Here is a 14655-nt window from a genome sequence, read left to right as displayed (position 1 = left end):
TATGCAGAATTTTCAGAATCATTTTTTAATTGCTATGCCGTCATTAGATGATCCACTGTTTAAACGCAGTGTTGCCTATATCTGTGAACACAATGATGAAGGTGCGATGGGTATTGTTATCAACCATCCACTTGAAGTAAAAGTTGCCGACTTACTTAAACAATTACAAATTGAATTTAACACCGAAAGCCCGGCCGCCACAGCGCATGTTTGTGCGGGTGGCCCGGTGCAACACGACAGAGGTTTCGTACTGCACACCACCAAAGAAGGCTATAGCAGTAGCATGCGATTAAACGACCAGCTTATGGTGACTACGTCTAAAGATATATTATTTGATTTAACCACAGCACAAGCACCGGAAAAGTTTATTTTAGCGCTGGGTTATGCCGGTTGGACCGCGGGCCAATTGGAGCAAGAAATTGCCGACAATGCCTGGCTGATTATTCCGGCCGACACAGGCATTATTTTTGATTTAACTCATGCGGAAAAATGGCAATCGGCTACGGCAAAAATTGGCATCAAGCCATGGCAATTAACCAACGAGGCCGGTCACGCTTAATGAGTCGCACTATTTTAACCTTTGATTACGGTACCAAAAGCATTGGCGTGGCGGTAGGTCAGGAACTTACCGGCACCGCCTCTCTGCTAAGCGCATTAAAAGCACAAGACGGCATACCAGACTGGCTAGTACTGGAAAAACTGATTCAAGACTGGCAACCCCAGCTGTTATTAGTGGGGTTACCTTTAAATATGGATGGTACTGAACAGCCCTTTACCGTTCGTACCCGCAAGTTTGCTAACCGCTTGCATGGCCGTTTTGGCTTGCCGGTTACACTGCATGACGAACGACTAACCACCACCGAAGCCCGCAGTATGCTATTTGCTGAAGGCGGTTATCGCAATTTAGCAAAAGACAAAGTGGATAGCTTGTCGGCAAAAATCATTTTTGAGAGCTGGTATGAGCAACAGTAATGCATCGCCCGTTCAGTCTGGCTACTACCAGCATTACAAAGGTCGTTATTATCAGGTCATTGACTGCGCCCGGCACAGTGAAACTGAACAATGGCTGGTTATATACCGAGCACTGTACGGTGATTTTGGTTTGTGGGCCAGGCCAGCGGAAATGTTTAATGAGCATGTCGAAATTGCCGGCGAGCTGCTAGCCCGCTTTCAATATATTGGTGATACTAAGCCTGACAGCATTACACAAAATCTGCCGGATTAATTTCCTCGGCCAGCAGCAAAATAATATCCTGCGAGGATAACCAGCTACGTAATTGTACTGCCCCTGCTTTTAGCTGTTCATGCTGGCAAATTAATTGCCACACCTGTTGCACCAAATCATTAAAGTTATGGCCATCGTACTGTATGGCTTTACTTTGGCTAACCATACTGAGCAATTGGCGTAACAGCTCCTGACTCTGTTGTAGCTTTTGCTGATGCGGTGTTAAAGCCTGTTGCACACAGTGCTGTACATCGTACAACATATCAACAGCTTGCTTTAGTTGCTGTTTACGCAAAGACCCTCGATGGTCATCATGGTATACCGGATGTAATAATTTACTGCGAAGGCCGGCCAACTCTGCCACGCTAACAATGCCATAACTGCTAAGCAATTGCTCAGCGCCGTTAAGCCATTCACCCAGCTGCGCCAGTGCCTGCGGCTCTTTGCGTTCAAACCGCGTAACTAACGCCGGATAACGCAACAATAAAGCCGATAACTCTTTTACTAAATGCACAATGGATTTTTGCATAATCGTTATTCCGGCAATAAGCGACGTCTAACTTCACCGTTACTGCTTTCCATTTGCTGCCACTCCATGCCATCCTCTGAGATCTTCAGTTTGATATAAATAATATTTTCCGGTTTTTCTTCCCTAAGCTTATGCGACTCTGCAATCACATTTAAATTTTCAATCACTTTGCGCTGGCTTAGTACTTTAATTTCTTGTGTTGCAACCGCCGCGACGCGAGCGGTGATCTGCTCAATATTGAGCTTAGGCATGCTTTCGCGGCTTACCAATTGATACTCATCAGCCAACTGCACTAACTGACGCACTGCCAACTTGCTGTATTCCTCAACCGGCGCCATATCCTGTTTAATACGCAACGATTGTTCCAGCGAATGGGTTTGCTCAACTAATACCGCCCGCAAGGCTTTAGACGCTTTAGCGGGCAAACTGCTGCGGCCCAGGCTGTTGGTCAGCTCTTTGTACATTAGGCTGTTAAACTTGGTGTTATCAATGGGTTGGTACTGCGTTTCGGTCTTCTCGCTTAAGGCATCCAGTGCAACAGGAATGGTAAGTTCAACATCGCCCACCCGCATGTGCGGTACGGCAAAATGTTTTAACAAATCATGCTTGGCATACTCTTCGGCGACCTTAACGGTTTGAATATCCGCCATCACTCTGGCGTTGGTAATACTGCTAATAATACTGCCCAAATACTCGTTTAAATTCGGCATAATGCTGTCCCTGTTAAACCAGGCTGGCAGCCTAGTACTGCCAGCCCCAAACCAGATTAGTGCCAATTAGGCGCTAACAATACTGTCTTCCAGCATCGTTAAGATCCTATCTAACCCTGCTGGTATTTCGTCATTTAATGCGGTTACCTTTACCCCAAGGTTGTAGGTTTTCTCTACACTAACCCCGCGAGTAGAAGAGCGCTTGTAAGACGCCGACGCTTTAAAGTTTACAATCTTATAGTTGATGCCCAGCTCAGCACTGGCAGCAAATTCACTCGACACATTGGAGGTTTCGGTAGAGGTTAGCTTGGCATTGAAGTCGATGGTCATTTCTTCAATACGCAAAGCTGGTATGGTTAACATGGTTAAAAACGGCACCTTTATCGCAACATCGGTCGAAATAAAATTGCTGGTAACATCGGTGCCCGGTGGCAAACCTTCATCGGTCAATTGCTGCGCCGTTTTGCCGACATGGGGGTTAGGCGTTGATTTAGTAAATTCAAAATCAACATAACGTAAGGCTTTAGTACCGTTAATGTCTTCAAAGCCTACGGCCTGAATAAAGCTCACTTGCGACATAGACGCCGCATGTTGCGCTTGCACAGCAGCCTGCATTGGGCCACCAATATAAACGCTAAAATCTAAACTATTGAGTTCCTGCACCAGATTTGGCATAACTCTCACTCCCTGCTCACTGTACCTACTCTGTTAAGGCTTTTCGGTTGCCGCCGACTACCTACCCGTACCCGCTCGCCGGCCTTGAACAACAGCTATTACAGAGGATAAATCAGTACTAGCCCGGCAGAGTGTTAAAGCCTAGCTGGCAGCAGAGGAATATCCAGAGAGAAAACAGGTAATTTAGTTACATTAAATTGATAAATATCTGACAAATCCGGGGCAATTCTAACCGCCTGTCACCGCTTTAAACCGTAAATCACTTTTTTTAATTTTGGCCTAGGGTATGTCGCTATATTGGCCTCTCCAACCAAGAGGATAATATTATGTTTGAACAAACCGAGTTTTTTCACCAATTAAGCCAAATGAGCCCGTTGTTTTGGGTAGCGTTTATACCGAGCTTTCTGGCCATCTATTTTTTGCCCAGCATTGTAGCCAGCTTTCGTAACCGCCAGCACTTGGGCAAAATATTTCTGGCCAATATCCCAGCCGGGTTTTCCTGGATAGCCTGGGTAGCACTTATTGTCTGGGCCTTTACCGGTAAACAGAAAAAATCAGTCGAACAAACAGCAACATAAATAGTACACTGTGAATACGTCGTTTTTTGTTTATTTAGGTTTTAGTAAAGCGCCAATGATCACATTACACGCTTTTAGCCAGCGCATTGCTTTGGACAACTGCAGCCGCGCCTATTTATGGGCGCAGTTGTTAACGATGCTGATTTACACCGGCTATTTTATGGCGTACACCCTGCCCTTGTTGACGAGTGAGCAGACCAATTTGCACTTACTGTTTTTGGTTAAGTACAGCATTGAAGCAGCGTGTTTTGTGTTGCTAAGCCATTTGCTGCTGCGCCCACTGCTTAAAGCTGACAATGTTCGTGCGCACAAACGCTGGTTACTGTTTACTTTACTGCTGGTACTGGCAGCGTTACTGCAAACTCTGGTGTCTTATGGTCTTTCCAGTTTGGAAGCATTAAAACATACCGATATGAGCACGGTAACAGTACTGACAGACGAACAAAACTCGCCACTGCAAATGAATTTCAGCTTCAGTTTTATGATGATTGCACTGATGAGCTCGTTTAGTGTGATGTATTTGGTTTGGGGTGCCGGCTATATTGCCTGGCAAAGCCGGCAGACGCGTAAAGCCTTGCAGCAACAAATGCAGCAAGCTCAGCTACAGCAACTTACTAACCAACTTAGCCCGCACTTTTTATTTAATGCGTTTAACAGTATCCGCGCCCTCATTTTTGAAGATCAGCATAAAGCCGCTGACACAGTTACGCGATTATCAGAGCTGTTTCGCTTTCACTTGCAGGCACACTTACAGCCAGAGTCTACCCTGGCGCAAGAATGGCAGTTAACAGAGCAATATTTGGCCATTGAGCAAGTACGGCTAGAGCAGCGCCTGCAATTTAGCTGTACCATTGCCGAAGAACTATGGCAGTGCAAGTTACCCACGCTTAGCCTGCTCACCTTGGTTGAAAACGCCATTAAGCATGGCATAGCGCCCAATGTGGCCCCGGGTACACTCAGCATTAGTGCAACAGTATCAGATAAAGGCTGGCAGCTAAACGTCAGTAACACTACGCTTAGTGCCACGCAGCAAGCAGGTACCGGCACCGGGATAACTAACTTACGCCAGCGCTTGCAATTAATGTACGCCGATAACGCCCGGTTGCTGCTTCAGCACCACAACAACCAATTTAGTGCCAGTGTGGAATTTAACCATGTATAACTGCCTGCTGGTGGATGACGAACGCTTAGCCCGCAGCGAGCTAAAGCGTTTACTAAAAATGCATCCACAATGCGTTATAACCGCTGAAGCCAGCAGTGGTGAAGAGGCATTACAGCAACTGACCAGCCACAAAATTGATTTAGTCTTTCTCGATATTCAAATGCCGGGGTTAACGGGCTTGCAATTAGCAGAGCATATTCCCGCCAATACACAGTTTATCTTTTGCACCGCCTTTAACAGCTTTGCGCTGGATGCATTTGAATTAAATGCAGTAGATTATTTATTAAAGCCCATCGCACCTGAGCGGCTGGCTAAAGCCTTGCAAAAACTGCGCCCCGCCAATGACAATAACCATGCAACGGTGCATTACCTGGCCGAACAGCACGGTATTTTACTTAAATTTGGCGACAGTCAACGCGTGGTAAGGCTAAACGAGATAAGCCGGTTTGAGAGTATTGGTAATCACGCCGCGGTATATACACCTTACGGCAAAAGCTTTATTCATAGCTCACTGGCAAAAATTGAACAAAAGCTCGACCCGGAATTATTTTTTAAAGCCAGCCGCGCTGACATTGTGCGTATTAGTGCCATCAGCCATATTGAGCCATCTATCGCCGAGGGTGGTTTAGTGGCAATATTACAAGACGGCCAACAAGTAGATGTTAGCCGCCGCCAGGCACAGCAGCTAAAACAACAATTTAGCGCGTTTTAACTACTGCCATTATAACTGCTAATGAATTAACCACTAAAGCTGCTGGCGATACCACTCGCCTAAAATCAGGCTGGCAGCTACGCTAACATTTAGTGATTCAACCTTGCCAGAGCCTGGTATTTGCAGCGCAATATCGGCGCTTTTAGCCACACTTTTCGACACACCAAACATCTCTTCGCCAAAAACCACCACCACTTTAGCGGGAAGCTGGCTTTGATACAGCGAGGTGCCACCATGGCTAGAGGTAGTAATCAGTGTATAACCGGCTTCTTTACACAGTTGTAATGCTAACGGCAAATTGTCGCAACGTAAGCCATCGACAAACTCACCGCCGCCCTCTGCCGTACGAAGGGCCGCGCCCGATTGCAGCAGCTCAGGTTGTTTCATAATAATACCGCCAACACCAAAGTGCGCACAGCTGCGGGTAATAGCGCCTAAATTGTGTGGGTTGCCCACACCATCAAGTGCCAATAAACAATCTTGTTTTCGGCCTTTTTGCTGTAAATACGTGGCCAGGTTTTGCTGTGGCTTGCGCTTTACCAGCAATACCACACCACCGTGATGGCCGCTACCGGCCACCTTCTCCAGTTCGGTGTCATCCACGATGTGGTAAGCCTTTTTAGCACCCGCCAAATATTTCATTACATCGGCAAACTTAGGTGCCATTTGCTGTGAAATATACAGCCGAATTAGCGCATCCGGCCGTTGGCTAAACAACACCCGACAAGCATTTTCACCATATACCTTGCTTTCATCATCTTGCGCCACTTTTACCGGCCTGCCCGACTGAGGTTTTGCACGCTCAGCATGACGGTTTGGCTTATTCGTGGCAGCCTTATCGGTTTTAGTCCAGGGCTTGTGTAGCGGGTTGGCAGCTTTGCCGTTCTTGGGCTTAGGGTATGACATAGAAATTCCTGCGTGTGCCTAACGGCCAATAATCTTTAATGCGCTGAATTTTACCAGCTGCGCCTAAACATTACTTGTTTTTTGCTACTTACAATTTGATTTCATCCATTGCATTGGCAACTTAACGATTCGCTCACCACTATCTAAAAACAACGTCCAACTACTTTGATGCAGTATCAACCGCAGTTATTAAAGCTATTTACGTCTAGCGGGAAAATTGAACTCTCAGTATGGTGCGATAGATTGACGTTACCCCACTCGTGCTATATTTTCTGGTTTTACGCCACCAAACAAATGAAAAATTAGACTAAATGGAATTTGAACTGCGAGAATTGGGCCTGACTACGAGTAACAAAGTAGTAAAAATTGTATTGGTGAACATCTTTATACTGGCCACAACATATGTTGGTTACAAGTACTTGCCAGCTGTCCTTCACTTGAATTTACAAGGCTCCGGTAAATTGATTGCCATTATAGCCTCCGGGCCAGCAATAGCTTTGTTTGCCACTATACATATCGGCCTCAGGCAACAACGTATTTTTGCAGTTGGTGTCGCTGGTATTAAATTTGGCGACCCAATATCAGGCATTCAATCCTACTCCTGGAAAGATATAACGCGTTTTAACTTATCGCATGATACGAAAATACTGCGGCTTGTTTTGGATAGTCTGGATATTGAGGAGACTATTCCGCTAAGGAAATTTGGCATTACGGCTTTGCAATACAACAGGGTGCTAGACCTATCTTCAGCTTGCTTAACAAAGTAGCGTCTTAGCGCGTTGCAGCAATGAATTATAAAATTAACATAATGGACAGCTACAACAGCCAGCCAGAGTAAGCCAGCTATTTGTACAAAACTGGCCGATACAATATCAGCCATTGTAAAACTATGCTGTGTAGCCCTGATAAACAAAGCCCCTAGCCTTTCTAGAAACATGCAGCGAGTGTGTTACCTGCCTTCAGCCTGGCGCCATCACCAAACCCGCACAATTAACATTATAAAAACATATTTGACATTAACATATGCCACATTAAAATGCTGATACAAATAAATAACAGGATTGTAGTAATGCTTGGATGGCAGCCTCTTTATAACAAGGCAATGGTCGCTGGCTTAGGGCTAATACTTTCTGTGTTAACAACTAACGTGGAGGCAGGTGTGTTTGATTGGTTAAGAGGAACAGAAGTTCAGTGGTCACCTGAAATACACGGGATTATTACGGAAAATGGCACCCCCGTTTCAGGCATAAAAGTAGTACGCGAGCTCCACTATGAAGACGACAAATTCAACGACAACACGGTCACTGATCACGAAGGTCGCTTTACTTTTTCACGTAAAACTTTGAGAACACGCCGGGTATTATTTGATTACAGTATCTACTTGTTTTTATCAGTAGCTGATCATCCAACTACGGGTGAGCAAAACCGTTTTTTTGATATCCGCTGGGGTAACCGGCTGGATGGCAAGGCATTGAATTTATTAATGTCAGATATGCAGTGTGAACTGACAGCTGATGCGAAGGACTTTAGTCTCAAAAACCTAGAAGTCCCTGAAAGTGCAGCACCTTGGTTTAGTGCAAAATGTACATTTACTCATGCCAATACCGCACTGTATTCAGATAAGGAAATTGAAGCCCAAATGCAGGAATTAGACAGAATCGTGGATCAACAAGAAGGATTTTAGATTATGCAGAAAACTCTCCCTCCAGCCACATCGGTTTGGTTAGCTCAAACGCCTTACGATGTTAGAGAAATTAAAGCAGGTCAAAATTTCAATCCCAAGGCTAAGGAATTAACGCGTTTTTTTGATTTCAGCCAAACAGGGGGCGTAGTGCATGGCACTTCAGGAAGTGTAATCTCTACGCTGTTTAACCGCACAACCGGTTTTGCGATTATAGGCAAAGGTAAAGGTCATTTTACCGGTGATGTTGCATTGGGTATTCGTGGCACAAATATGAAAAGTGGCCGTGACTGGTTTAGTAACGCCAATGCCAGTTTAGCCACAGCCGATAATAACAGTGCTGTGCATTCCGGTTTTCAAAAAGTGTTTAGGAGCATGCAGCCAGCACTGGAGAAACAACTGGCTCCGTTACTGAATACCAACAGCAATGGCGTAGTACATTGTGCAGGACACAGCTTAGGGGGCGCATTAGCCAGCCTTGCTGCTATTTGGATTAAACAGCGTTTTGGTAATCGTGTAGCACTATATACCTATGGTGCACCACGAGTTGGGTTAAACGATTTTGCGCTTAAATCATCCGGTAGTATAGATAAAATATATCGATGCCTGCATGGAGATGATCCAGTGCCTATGGTACCTGTGTGGCCGTTTTATCATGCACCGCTAAACGGCAGTAGTGTACTGTTAACATCAGCAACGGGTATTAATATCTCCTCACACTCAATGATGGAAAACCCTGGCTATGTCACAACGTCTCGCGGTCAATGGGAAGATTTACAACGCAAAGGTGACACAGTTAAAGCTGTGCGATTGTTTTACGAACGTCGTTTTGAATGCAGCTTTAGCACGCACTGGCAAGAACGATTAACGCATGCACTTATCACCTTATTAAAGGATGCGGGATACTTAACGGCCGTATCGGTGCAAATGGGCGTAAGCGGTGTAATGACATTTTATGATTACCTGGCCGCCACGATTGAGAAAGTCGCGCTTATGTCGCCGCAATTTGAAACACAGGTAATGGGCTTGCTAGGCCACATGCTGGTCTTTGCTGGTAAAGTGGTAACCACAATTACCGAACTTAGTGTGCGCTTTATTCGCTGGGTATTTAAAGTCACGCTAGAAGCAATGTATCGCGTAGCTCGCCAGGCAATTGAAATGGTAAGCTAACTTAATTTGTTGCTACTAAGGCTGGCCAGAAAAATTCTGCACCAGCCGGAATAGGCTGGTATGGACACCATTAAACTGCTTAATTTAATACCTTATACGTTTTTAAACCCGCTAATTTTGCTGGCGTATTTTGTGGTATTTTCTGAAGACGGCGTGCTGCACCACCTCAAGCTTAAGCCTTTTTACGATCTTGGTGGTAACTGCCAACGCATAAACCTTAGGGTATATCTTGGGTTTTGTGTTATCGCCAGCATCACCTTTATTGCTTTTAAACTACTGGTGCTACTGCCACTAGCTAGTACGCCAATAACGGCTTTAGATATCACGCTGGTACAACCGGGTTGGCGGTGGCTTATCGCTTATGTAGTAACCGCGATAACACTTGGTACTTTGGCCTCACGCAATGGCATGGAGGGTAATGTTGCTGGCTTTATCTTTGCGCCCTTTATATTTTTATCTTCGCTATTACTGGCCTTAACCCACGTACAGTGGTTATTAGCAGAGGTAATTTGATGGACCTAACCGTTAGCTGGTGGATGTATCTGCTTAATACTTTAACGCCCGTGATGGTCTTGATGATGTTGCTGCAATTAAGGCCATCGCAACAAACAGAAACACAACCTGCTGTTGGCAATGCTGCAGAACCCTTTTCGCCTTGGGTCTCTTTCATTGCCGGCTTACTTTCACAGGTAATCCTGGCGGCTATTTTGTACGCATTTTGGCTGGGGGCTCACTGGCTGGTGTTCTGGATGTTGAGTAAACCACTATATGTCACGGCATATTTTTATAAACCCTCCGTGCTGGCCTATTGGTTTCCTTATTTGTTTGGGCTGTTTTTTATCAGTTATAGTGTTTATCTTCAGCCCAAGCTACGCTCAACGCGGATTAAAGCCAGTATAAAAACACTAAATTATGTAGGCTGTGTTGCATCGGTTTATATGGTGTTTGTTACCTATTTAAAGTGGCTAAACCTATAAAGAATACATTTATTTATCTGATCGGCGTTAAGCTAAGCCGCTTTAGCCTGTCACTTCTATTCAGTCAACAATTGTTTGATCTGATTTAGGCTTTGTTGCGCATTCTCCGACGCGGGAAATTTCTCAACCAGAAATTCAAATGTGCCTACGGAAGACGCCACGCCACTGCCATACCTTAAAGAATAAGCCCGATACAGCAAAAACTGCCCAACGGCAGCCATATCGTTGCCCTTCATCGCTTTGACAGCGTCATAGACATCGTTCATTACGCGAATATTATTCGCTAATGCAGCCTCAACAAATTGCTCTTTCAACGTTGCCATTTTGAATGTTTCAGGCGCAATAACCGACATTACGCTATCTGCTAAAACATCTGTCCATACGTCATTTGCATTGCCGTTGGTCATATACACCAGCGTGTAATTATCGGCAGCATTTTCAACATTATAGTAATGTCGCAGCTTGACTCTATTGCCGCCATCGTGCCCGACACGAATAAAATTATCTTCTACAGAGTACTCAAAGCCAAACGCATAAGTCCCTGAAGTGCCGTCTGATAACATCATCGGGTTAAAGTACGTTTTCAATAACTCGGGTTTTACAAACTTGCCTTTAATTAACGCCGTGATAAATGTCGCCAGTTCTTCAGGTGTTGAATACAGCGCCGAGTGGGCAAAAGAGTATTCAGGCCAGTCAATGTCCAGGTTTTTTATAATGACGCCATTAGCGCCTTGGTAGCTACTAACCATGTTATGTCTAACGGTTCTGGCACTAGCGTGCCCCGTGTTTTGCAAAGCCAACGGTTTAACGATAACGTCATCAACAAGTTGTTTGTACGATTTTTTTGTTTTTAGCTCTAACAGAGAGGCAAGTAACAAGAAATTTGTGTTGTTGTAGTGATTTTCAGTGCCCATTTTAAAATGGGCCGGGGCCTGTTCCAACGACGAGTAAACAGCCTTTTTATCAGCAAGAAATGAACCTCGCTGCATAACCGCATCAAAATAGCGAGGCACGCCAGATGTATGGTTCAACAAATGCGCAACGGTGACGTTTTGCCAGCTTTGGGGTAAGTAAGCGAGGTAGTCGCGAATAGAGTGCTGCAAGTCAACCTCACCACTTTGCACAAGTTGCATTACCAATACACTGGTAAACAGTTTAGCAACGGAATAGCTGGGGAATATATGCTCGGGGGTCACTTTAACGCTAAGCTCTTTGTTGGCATAGCCCTGCACGCCACGATATATCGGATGATGATTTTTAAGGATCAACACAGATTGACCCACCACGCCAAACCGATTGGCATTTTTTACTAATTGTTTGTCTACAGAAAGAGACAATGACGAATCTGAACTCGATTCAGCCTGCGCCTGACAAACCCAAAAACTTAGTAAACAGGATAAAAGTAACCGCGAAAAACACTTCATTTATCATTCCATTAATGCGAAAGGCAGACTTTAGTCGAAAAGTTGAGTCATAAAGTTTAAATGAATTATTTGGTTTGGCAAAAATTCATTAACAATCGGGGTAGGAATTACTGGTTGTACGGCAACAATACTTGTGTTTTTCTGCGTGCGCAGTAAGCTGTCGGCCTTTGAATTTACTGCTACGGGCCTTGTTTATGCTTAGTTATCGCCACAGTTATCATGCCGGTAATCATGCCGATGTGGTTAAACACCTGGTTCAGGTGGCCATTCTGGATTACCTGCTGCAAAAAGATAAGCCGTTTTGCTACCACGACAGCCATGCTGGTGCTGGGCTTTATAGCGTATTAGCTGAGCAGGCACAAAAAACCGGCGAGTATCAAACCGGTATTGGCAAATTGTGGCAATATCAAGCGGCTAGCCCGGCTTTGGCGCGTTATATCGAGCTGATTAAACAACTCAATACCAATGATGAATTGGCGTTTTACCCTGGCTCACCGAAAATTGCTGCAATGATGCTGCGTAACAGCGACAGTATTCAGGCGACCGAGCTACATCCAACAGACCATCCTATTTTGGCCAGCCAGTTTGTGCGGCGTCGTCATAGCCGTATTGAGCATATGGATGCCTGGGCAGGCTTTAAAGCCATGCTGCCACCGTTACATAAACGCGGCCTGGTTTTAATAGACCCACCCTATGAACTAAAAACCGAATATCAGGATGTGGTAGCCGGTTTGCAAAGCGCCTATCAGCGGTTTCCGCAGGCAACCTATGCCATATGGTATCCGGTTATTGAACGCAGTGCGGTAGAAGCCTTTATTAATGCCCTCGTCGCTACCGGCATTAAAGATATGCTGCGAATTGAACTTTGCCCACTGCCTGACAGCGATGGCTTTGGTATGACCGGTAGCGGTATGTTGGTGATTAACCCGCCTTATACCCTGGCAACCAATATGAAACAGGCCTTAACTGAATTAAGCCCACTGCTAAGCGATAGTTGTGAGTTTCAGGTAAATCAGTTGGTACCGGAATAAGTCGGTATATGACTTAATTATTTGGCTAACTGAGCCGCCAACCAGTTAAACGCCTGTTGCTGCTGCTGGGCATTAAACTCGTGGCTGAACTGAGGATATAACCGGGTGCTAAGTTTATCTGCTGCGCCATGCGCCTGCCACACCGCAGCCAATTGCCGATAGGCCTGTTCTACGCCAGCTTGCGGCATCAGCTTGTCCTTGCCGCCGTTAATAAACAACATGGCTTTGGGTGCTGCCAGCGCAGCAATGTCTGGAATGTCTAATTTTGCCGCCAAGCCCGGATGCAACATATAAAACGCCGACTGTCCTTTAAGAATATTATTACCGGGCGTTAATAAATGCTGATAGCTATTCAGCCAAGCTATTGCAACGCCTGCCTTAATATCGTCCGTTAACGCCGCCAATTGCCAGGCACGAAAAGCCCCCATGGAAAATCCCAGCACCGCAAGACGCTTGCTGTCGGCTTGTGGCAATTGCTTTAAAAACTGCACCAGTCGCAAGTCTTCGTAAGCCGCCATACCCGCTAAAGAGCGGCCAAGCATAAACATATTGCTCGCCAGCGCCTGCTGCGCACTAAATTCTATTGGCCCTCTATTGCTCCACCCTAAGGTGTCAGTGGCAATAACCAAATAACCTTGTTTAGCCAGAGCGTCGCCAATATAGTTGCCGCTAAAATATTTATCTGCCCATTGCTGCGCAGAACTTAAGCGCTCGTCGGTTGCAAAAGGTTTGATCAGTTTTTCTTTGCCAATGTCAAAACGGGCACCATGATCATGCAGCAGTAACACGGCAGGTGCCGGTTTGGTGTCCTCGGGCTGAAGCAGCATAAGCTGCACCCGGCTTTGCGCCGTTAATTGTATTGACCAAAGCTGTGCGCTATAGCCCTCTCGCGCTTCGGTTTTTAGCAGTTTGGCGGCAAAATCACTATTGTCATCTGCCCAGAGTAATGCTTCGCGCAGCGCAGCTCGGCCCTTTACACGCCACTGGTTAATATCGCTAAACTGCGCCTTATTCCAGCTAAGCGGGTAGCGATGCTGTGGTATCAGTTGCTGATAGAAATCGGGTAATTGCTGCTCAATCAGGTTGTTAGCTTGTAACGGTAAAGCCAGTAATAGCAATAAAACAACACGCCACATTATCGGATCCAGCCCTTACTAATTTGACGAAATGTATCGGTACCGCAGCATTCCAGCCATTCAAATGCCAGCATTTCTTTACTGATAATTTGGGCGCCGGCTTGTTGCATGCGGCTAAGTGCCAGCTGTTTATTTTGCTCGGTGCGCGAGCCTATAGCTTCTGCCACCACAAACACCTGATAGCCCAATGCCAGTAAATCCAGTACCGATTGCAGCACACAAACATGGGCTTCAATGCCCAGCACGACAACTTGCTTACGCTCTGTACAGGCGAGGCTACTGGCAATATGCGCTTCTTTTAGCGCACTAAAGTGCATTTTTTGCAGCACCTGCGCCTCGGGTATCAGCTCTGCCAATGCAGGCAGTGTGGCACCTATGCCCTGCGGATACTGCTCTGTCGCCCACACCGGTACTTCTAATTGCAGTGCCACCTGCAGCACCCATGCAGCCGCCTGCTCAACGTCTTTGTGCTCAAAAATAGCCGGCGCCAGCTTTTGCTGCATATCAATTAGTAGCACTAGCGAATGTTGCACTTGAAGTAGCATAGCAGTTCCCGTTAGTGAAAATCGCGTTTAGAAAGGTTAAGTTCAGCCAAAAGCACTGATAAGTCAACCAGCTTAGCGGCGATACTATGTGATAAAGGGACTATTAAACAAAAAGAAACGTTAGTTGGATAAACCAGAGCTAACTAAGCTGGCATTAAACTGAAGATGTTTTAGCACAGCCAAGTAATTATAGG

19 protein-coding genes are annotated in these 14655 nt (G+C 45.6%); 12 read left to right on the top strand and 7 right to left on the bottom strand.

What is annotated here, in order from left to right:
* The first annotated feature begins 1 nt into the window (after nt 1).
* The 3 genes from ORJ00_RS15455 to ORJ00_RS15445 are packed head-to-tail and all read left to right on the top strand — an operon-like array spanning nt 2 to nt 1225.
* Nucleotides 2-559 (top strand): YqgE/AlgH family protein, encoded by a 558-nt coding sequence (locus ORJ00_RS15455; protein ID WP_027671772.1) that lies wholly within the window; start codon nt 2-4, stop codon nt 557-559.
* Nucleotides 559-972, top strand: coding sequence for a Holliday junction resolvase RuvX (gene ruvX / locus ORJ00_RS15450; protein WP_027671773.1), 414 nt, complete (start codon nt 559-561; stop codon nt 970-972). The genes ORJ00_RS15455 and ruvX overlap by 1 nt, the downstream gene beginning before the upstream one ends.
* Nucleotides 959-1225 (top strand): DUF1653 domain-containing protein, encoded by a 267-nt coding sequence (locus tag ORJ00_RS15445; protein ID WP_037054857.1) that lies wholly within the window; start codon nt 959-961, stop codon nt 1223-1225. Before ruvX ends, ORJ00_RS15445 begins: the two co-directional genes overlap by 14 nt.
* Here the strand turns inward: ORJ00_RS15445 and ORJ00_RS15440 are convergent.
* The 3 genes from ORJ00_RS15440 to ORJ00_RS15430 all read right to left on the bottom strand — a co-directional run bounded on the left by ORJ00_RS15440 (nt 1203) and on the right by ORJ00_RS15430 (nt 3139).
* Nucleotides 1203-1754, bottom strand: coding sequence for a hypothetical protein (locus ORJ00_RS15440; protein ID WP_305976479.1), 552 nt, complete (start codon nt 1752-1754; stop codon nt 1203-1205). The two genes, ORJ00_RS15445 and ORJ00_RS15440, sit on opposite strands and share 23 nt — an antisense overlap.
* Nucleotides 1755-1759: 5 nt before the next feature.
* Nucleotides 1760-2464, bottom strand: coding sequence for a hypothetical protein (locus tag ORJ00_RS15435; protein WP_306140290.1), 705 nt, complete (start codon nt 2462-2464; stop codon nt 1760-1762).
* Between the two features lie 66 nt (nt 2465-2530).
* A complete protein-coding gene (locus tag ORJ00_RS15430; protein WP_027671776.1) occupies nt 2531-3139 on the bottom strand; it encodes a DUF2589 domain-containing protein in 609 nt (202 codons plus the stop codon).
* 326 nt (nt 3140-3465) lie between these two features.
* On the opposite strand from ORJ00_RS15430, the gene ORJ00_RS15425 reads away from it, so the two are divergent.
* Genes ORJ00_RS15425 through ORJ00_RS15415 form a run of 3 tightly spaced genes read left to right on the top strand, consistent with a single transcriptional unit; the run spans nt 3466 to nt 5591 of the window.
* Complete coding sequence (locus ORJ00_RS15425; protein ID WP_027671777.1) at nt 3466-3717, top strand: superinfection immunity protein; 252 nt, start codon at nt 3466-3468, stop codon at nt 3715-3717.
* Between the two features lie 10 nt (nt 3718-3727).
* On the top strand, nt 3728-4879 hold the full coding sequence (locus ORJ00_RS15420; RefSeq protein WP_305976478.1) for a sensor histidine kinase: 1152 nt from the start codon (nt 3728-3730) through the stop codon (nt 4877-4879).
* A complete protein-coding gene (locus ORJ00_RS15415; protein ID WP_306136835.1) occupies nt 4872-5591 on the top strand; it encodes a LytR/AlgR family response regulator transcription factor in 720 nt (239 codons plus the stop codon). The genes ORJ00_RS15420 and ORJ00_RS15415 overlap by 8 nt, the downstream gene beginning before the upstream one ends.
* Before the next feature lie 33 nt (nt 5592-5624).
* Here ORJ00_RS15415 and ORJ00_RS15410 read toward each other — a convergent pair whose 3' ends face one another.
* Nucleotides 5625-6497 carry a tRNA/rRNA methyltransferase gene (locus ORJ00_RS15410; protein WP_306140289.1) on the bottom strand — a complete coding sequence of 291 codons (873 nt, stop codon included), beginning with the start codon at nt 6495-6497 and terminating at the stop codon, nt 5625-5627.
* Nucleotides 6498-6808: 311 nt separating this feature from the next.
* Between ORJ00_RS15410 and ORJ00_RS15405 the strand changes: the two genes are divergently transcribed.
* From ORJ00_RS15405 to ORJ00_RS15385, 5 genes are all read left to right on the top strand, one after another.
* Nucleotides 6809-7264 carry a hypothetical protein gene (locus tag ORJ00_RS15405; RefSeq protein ID WP_306140288.1) on the top strand — a complete coding sequence of 152 codons (456 nt, stop codon included), beginning with the start codon at nt 6809-6811 and terminating at the stop codon, nt 7262-7264.
* 302 nt (nt 7265-7566) lie between these two features.
* Entirely contained in the window at nt 7567-8181 is a 615-nt protein-coding gene (locus ORJ00_RS15400; RefSeq protein ID WP_306140287.1) for a DUF6795 domain-containing protein, read from the top strand.
* A gap of 3 nt (nt 8182-8184) precedes the next feature.
* Entirely contained in the window at nt 8185-9348 is a 1164-nt protein-coding gene (locus tag ORJ00_RS15395; protein ID WP_306140286.1) for a lipase family protein, read from the top strand.
* 60 nt (nt 9349-9408) lie between these two features.
* Nucleotides 9409-9861, top strand: coding sequence for a hypothetical protein (locus ORJ00_RS15390; protein ID WP_306140285.1), 453 nt, complete (start codon nt 9409-9411; stop codon nt 9859-9861).
* On the top strand, nt 9861-10325 hold the full coding sequence (locus ORJ00_RS15385) for a hypothetical protein (protein WP_306140284.1): 465 nt from the start codon (nt 9861-9863) through the stop codon (nt 10323-10325). Before ORJ00_RS15390 ends, ORJ00_RS15385 begins: the two co-directional genes overlap by 1 nt.
* Before the next feature lie 56 nt (nt 10326-10381).
* On the opposite strand, the gene ORJ00_RS15380 is transcribed toward ORJ00_RS15385, so the two are convergent.
* A complete protein-coding gene (locus ORJ00_RS15380) occupies nt 10382-11749 on the bottom strand; it encodes a serine hydrolase domain-containing protein (protein WP_306140283.1) in 1368 nt (455 codons plus the stop codon).
* A gap of 167 nt (nt 11750-11916) precedes the next feature.
* Between ORJ00_RS15380 and ORJ00_RS15375 the strand changes: the two genes are divergently transcribed.
* Nucleotides 11917-12780, top strand: coding sequence for a 23S rRNA (adenine(2030)-N(6))-methyltransferase RlmJ (locus ORJ00_RS15375; RefSeq protein ID WP_306140282.1), 864 nt, complete (start codon nt 11917-11919; stop codon nt 12778-12780).
* 17 nt (nt 12781-12797) lie between these two features.
* Here the strand turns inward: ORJ00_RS15375 and ORJ00_RS15370 are convergent, their stop codons facing one another.
* Nucleotides 12798-13916 (bottom strand): dienelactone hydrolase family protein, encoded by a 1119-nt coding sequence (locus tag ORJ00_RS15370; protein ID WP_306140281.1) that lies wholly within the window; start codon nt 13914-13916, stop codon nt 12798-12800.
* Nucleotides 13916-14461: a hydrolase gene (locus ORJ00_RS15365; protein WP_305976969.1), complete on the bottom strand. Its 546-nt coding sequence runs from the start codon at nt 14459-14461 to the stop codon at nt 13916-13918. The genes ORJ00_RS15370 and ORJ00_RS15365 overlap by 1 nt, the downstream gene beginning before the upstream one ends.
* Nucleotides 14462-14655: the final 194 nt, after the last annotated feature.

The sequence above is a fragment of the Rheinheimera baltica genome (assembly GCF_030731985.1).
Classification (GTDB): Bacteria; Pseudomonadota; Gammaproteobacteria; order Enterobacterales; family Alteromonadaceae; genus Alishewanella; species Alishewanella baltica.
The sequence above is the reverse complement of the archived record's forward strand: the minus strand, read 5'-3'. Positions and strand labels throughout refer to the sequence as shown.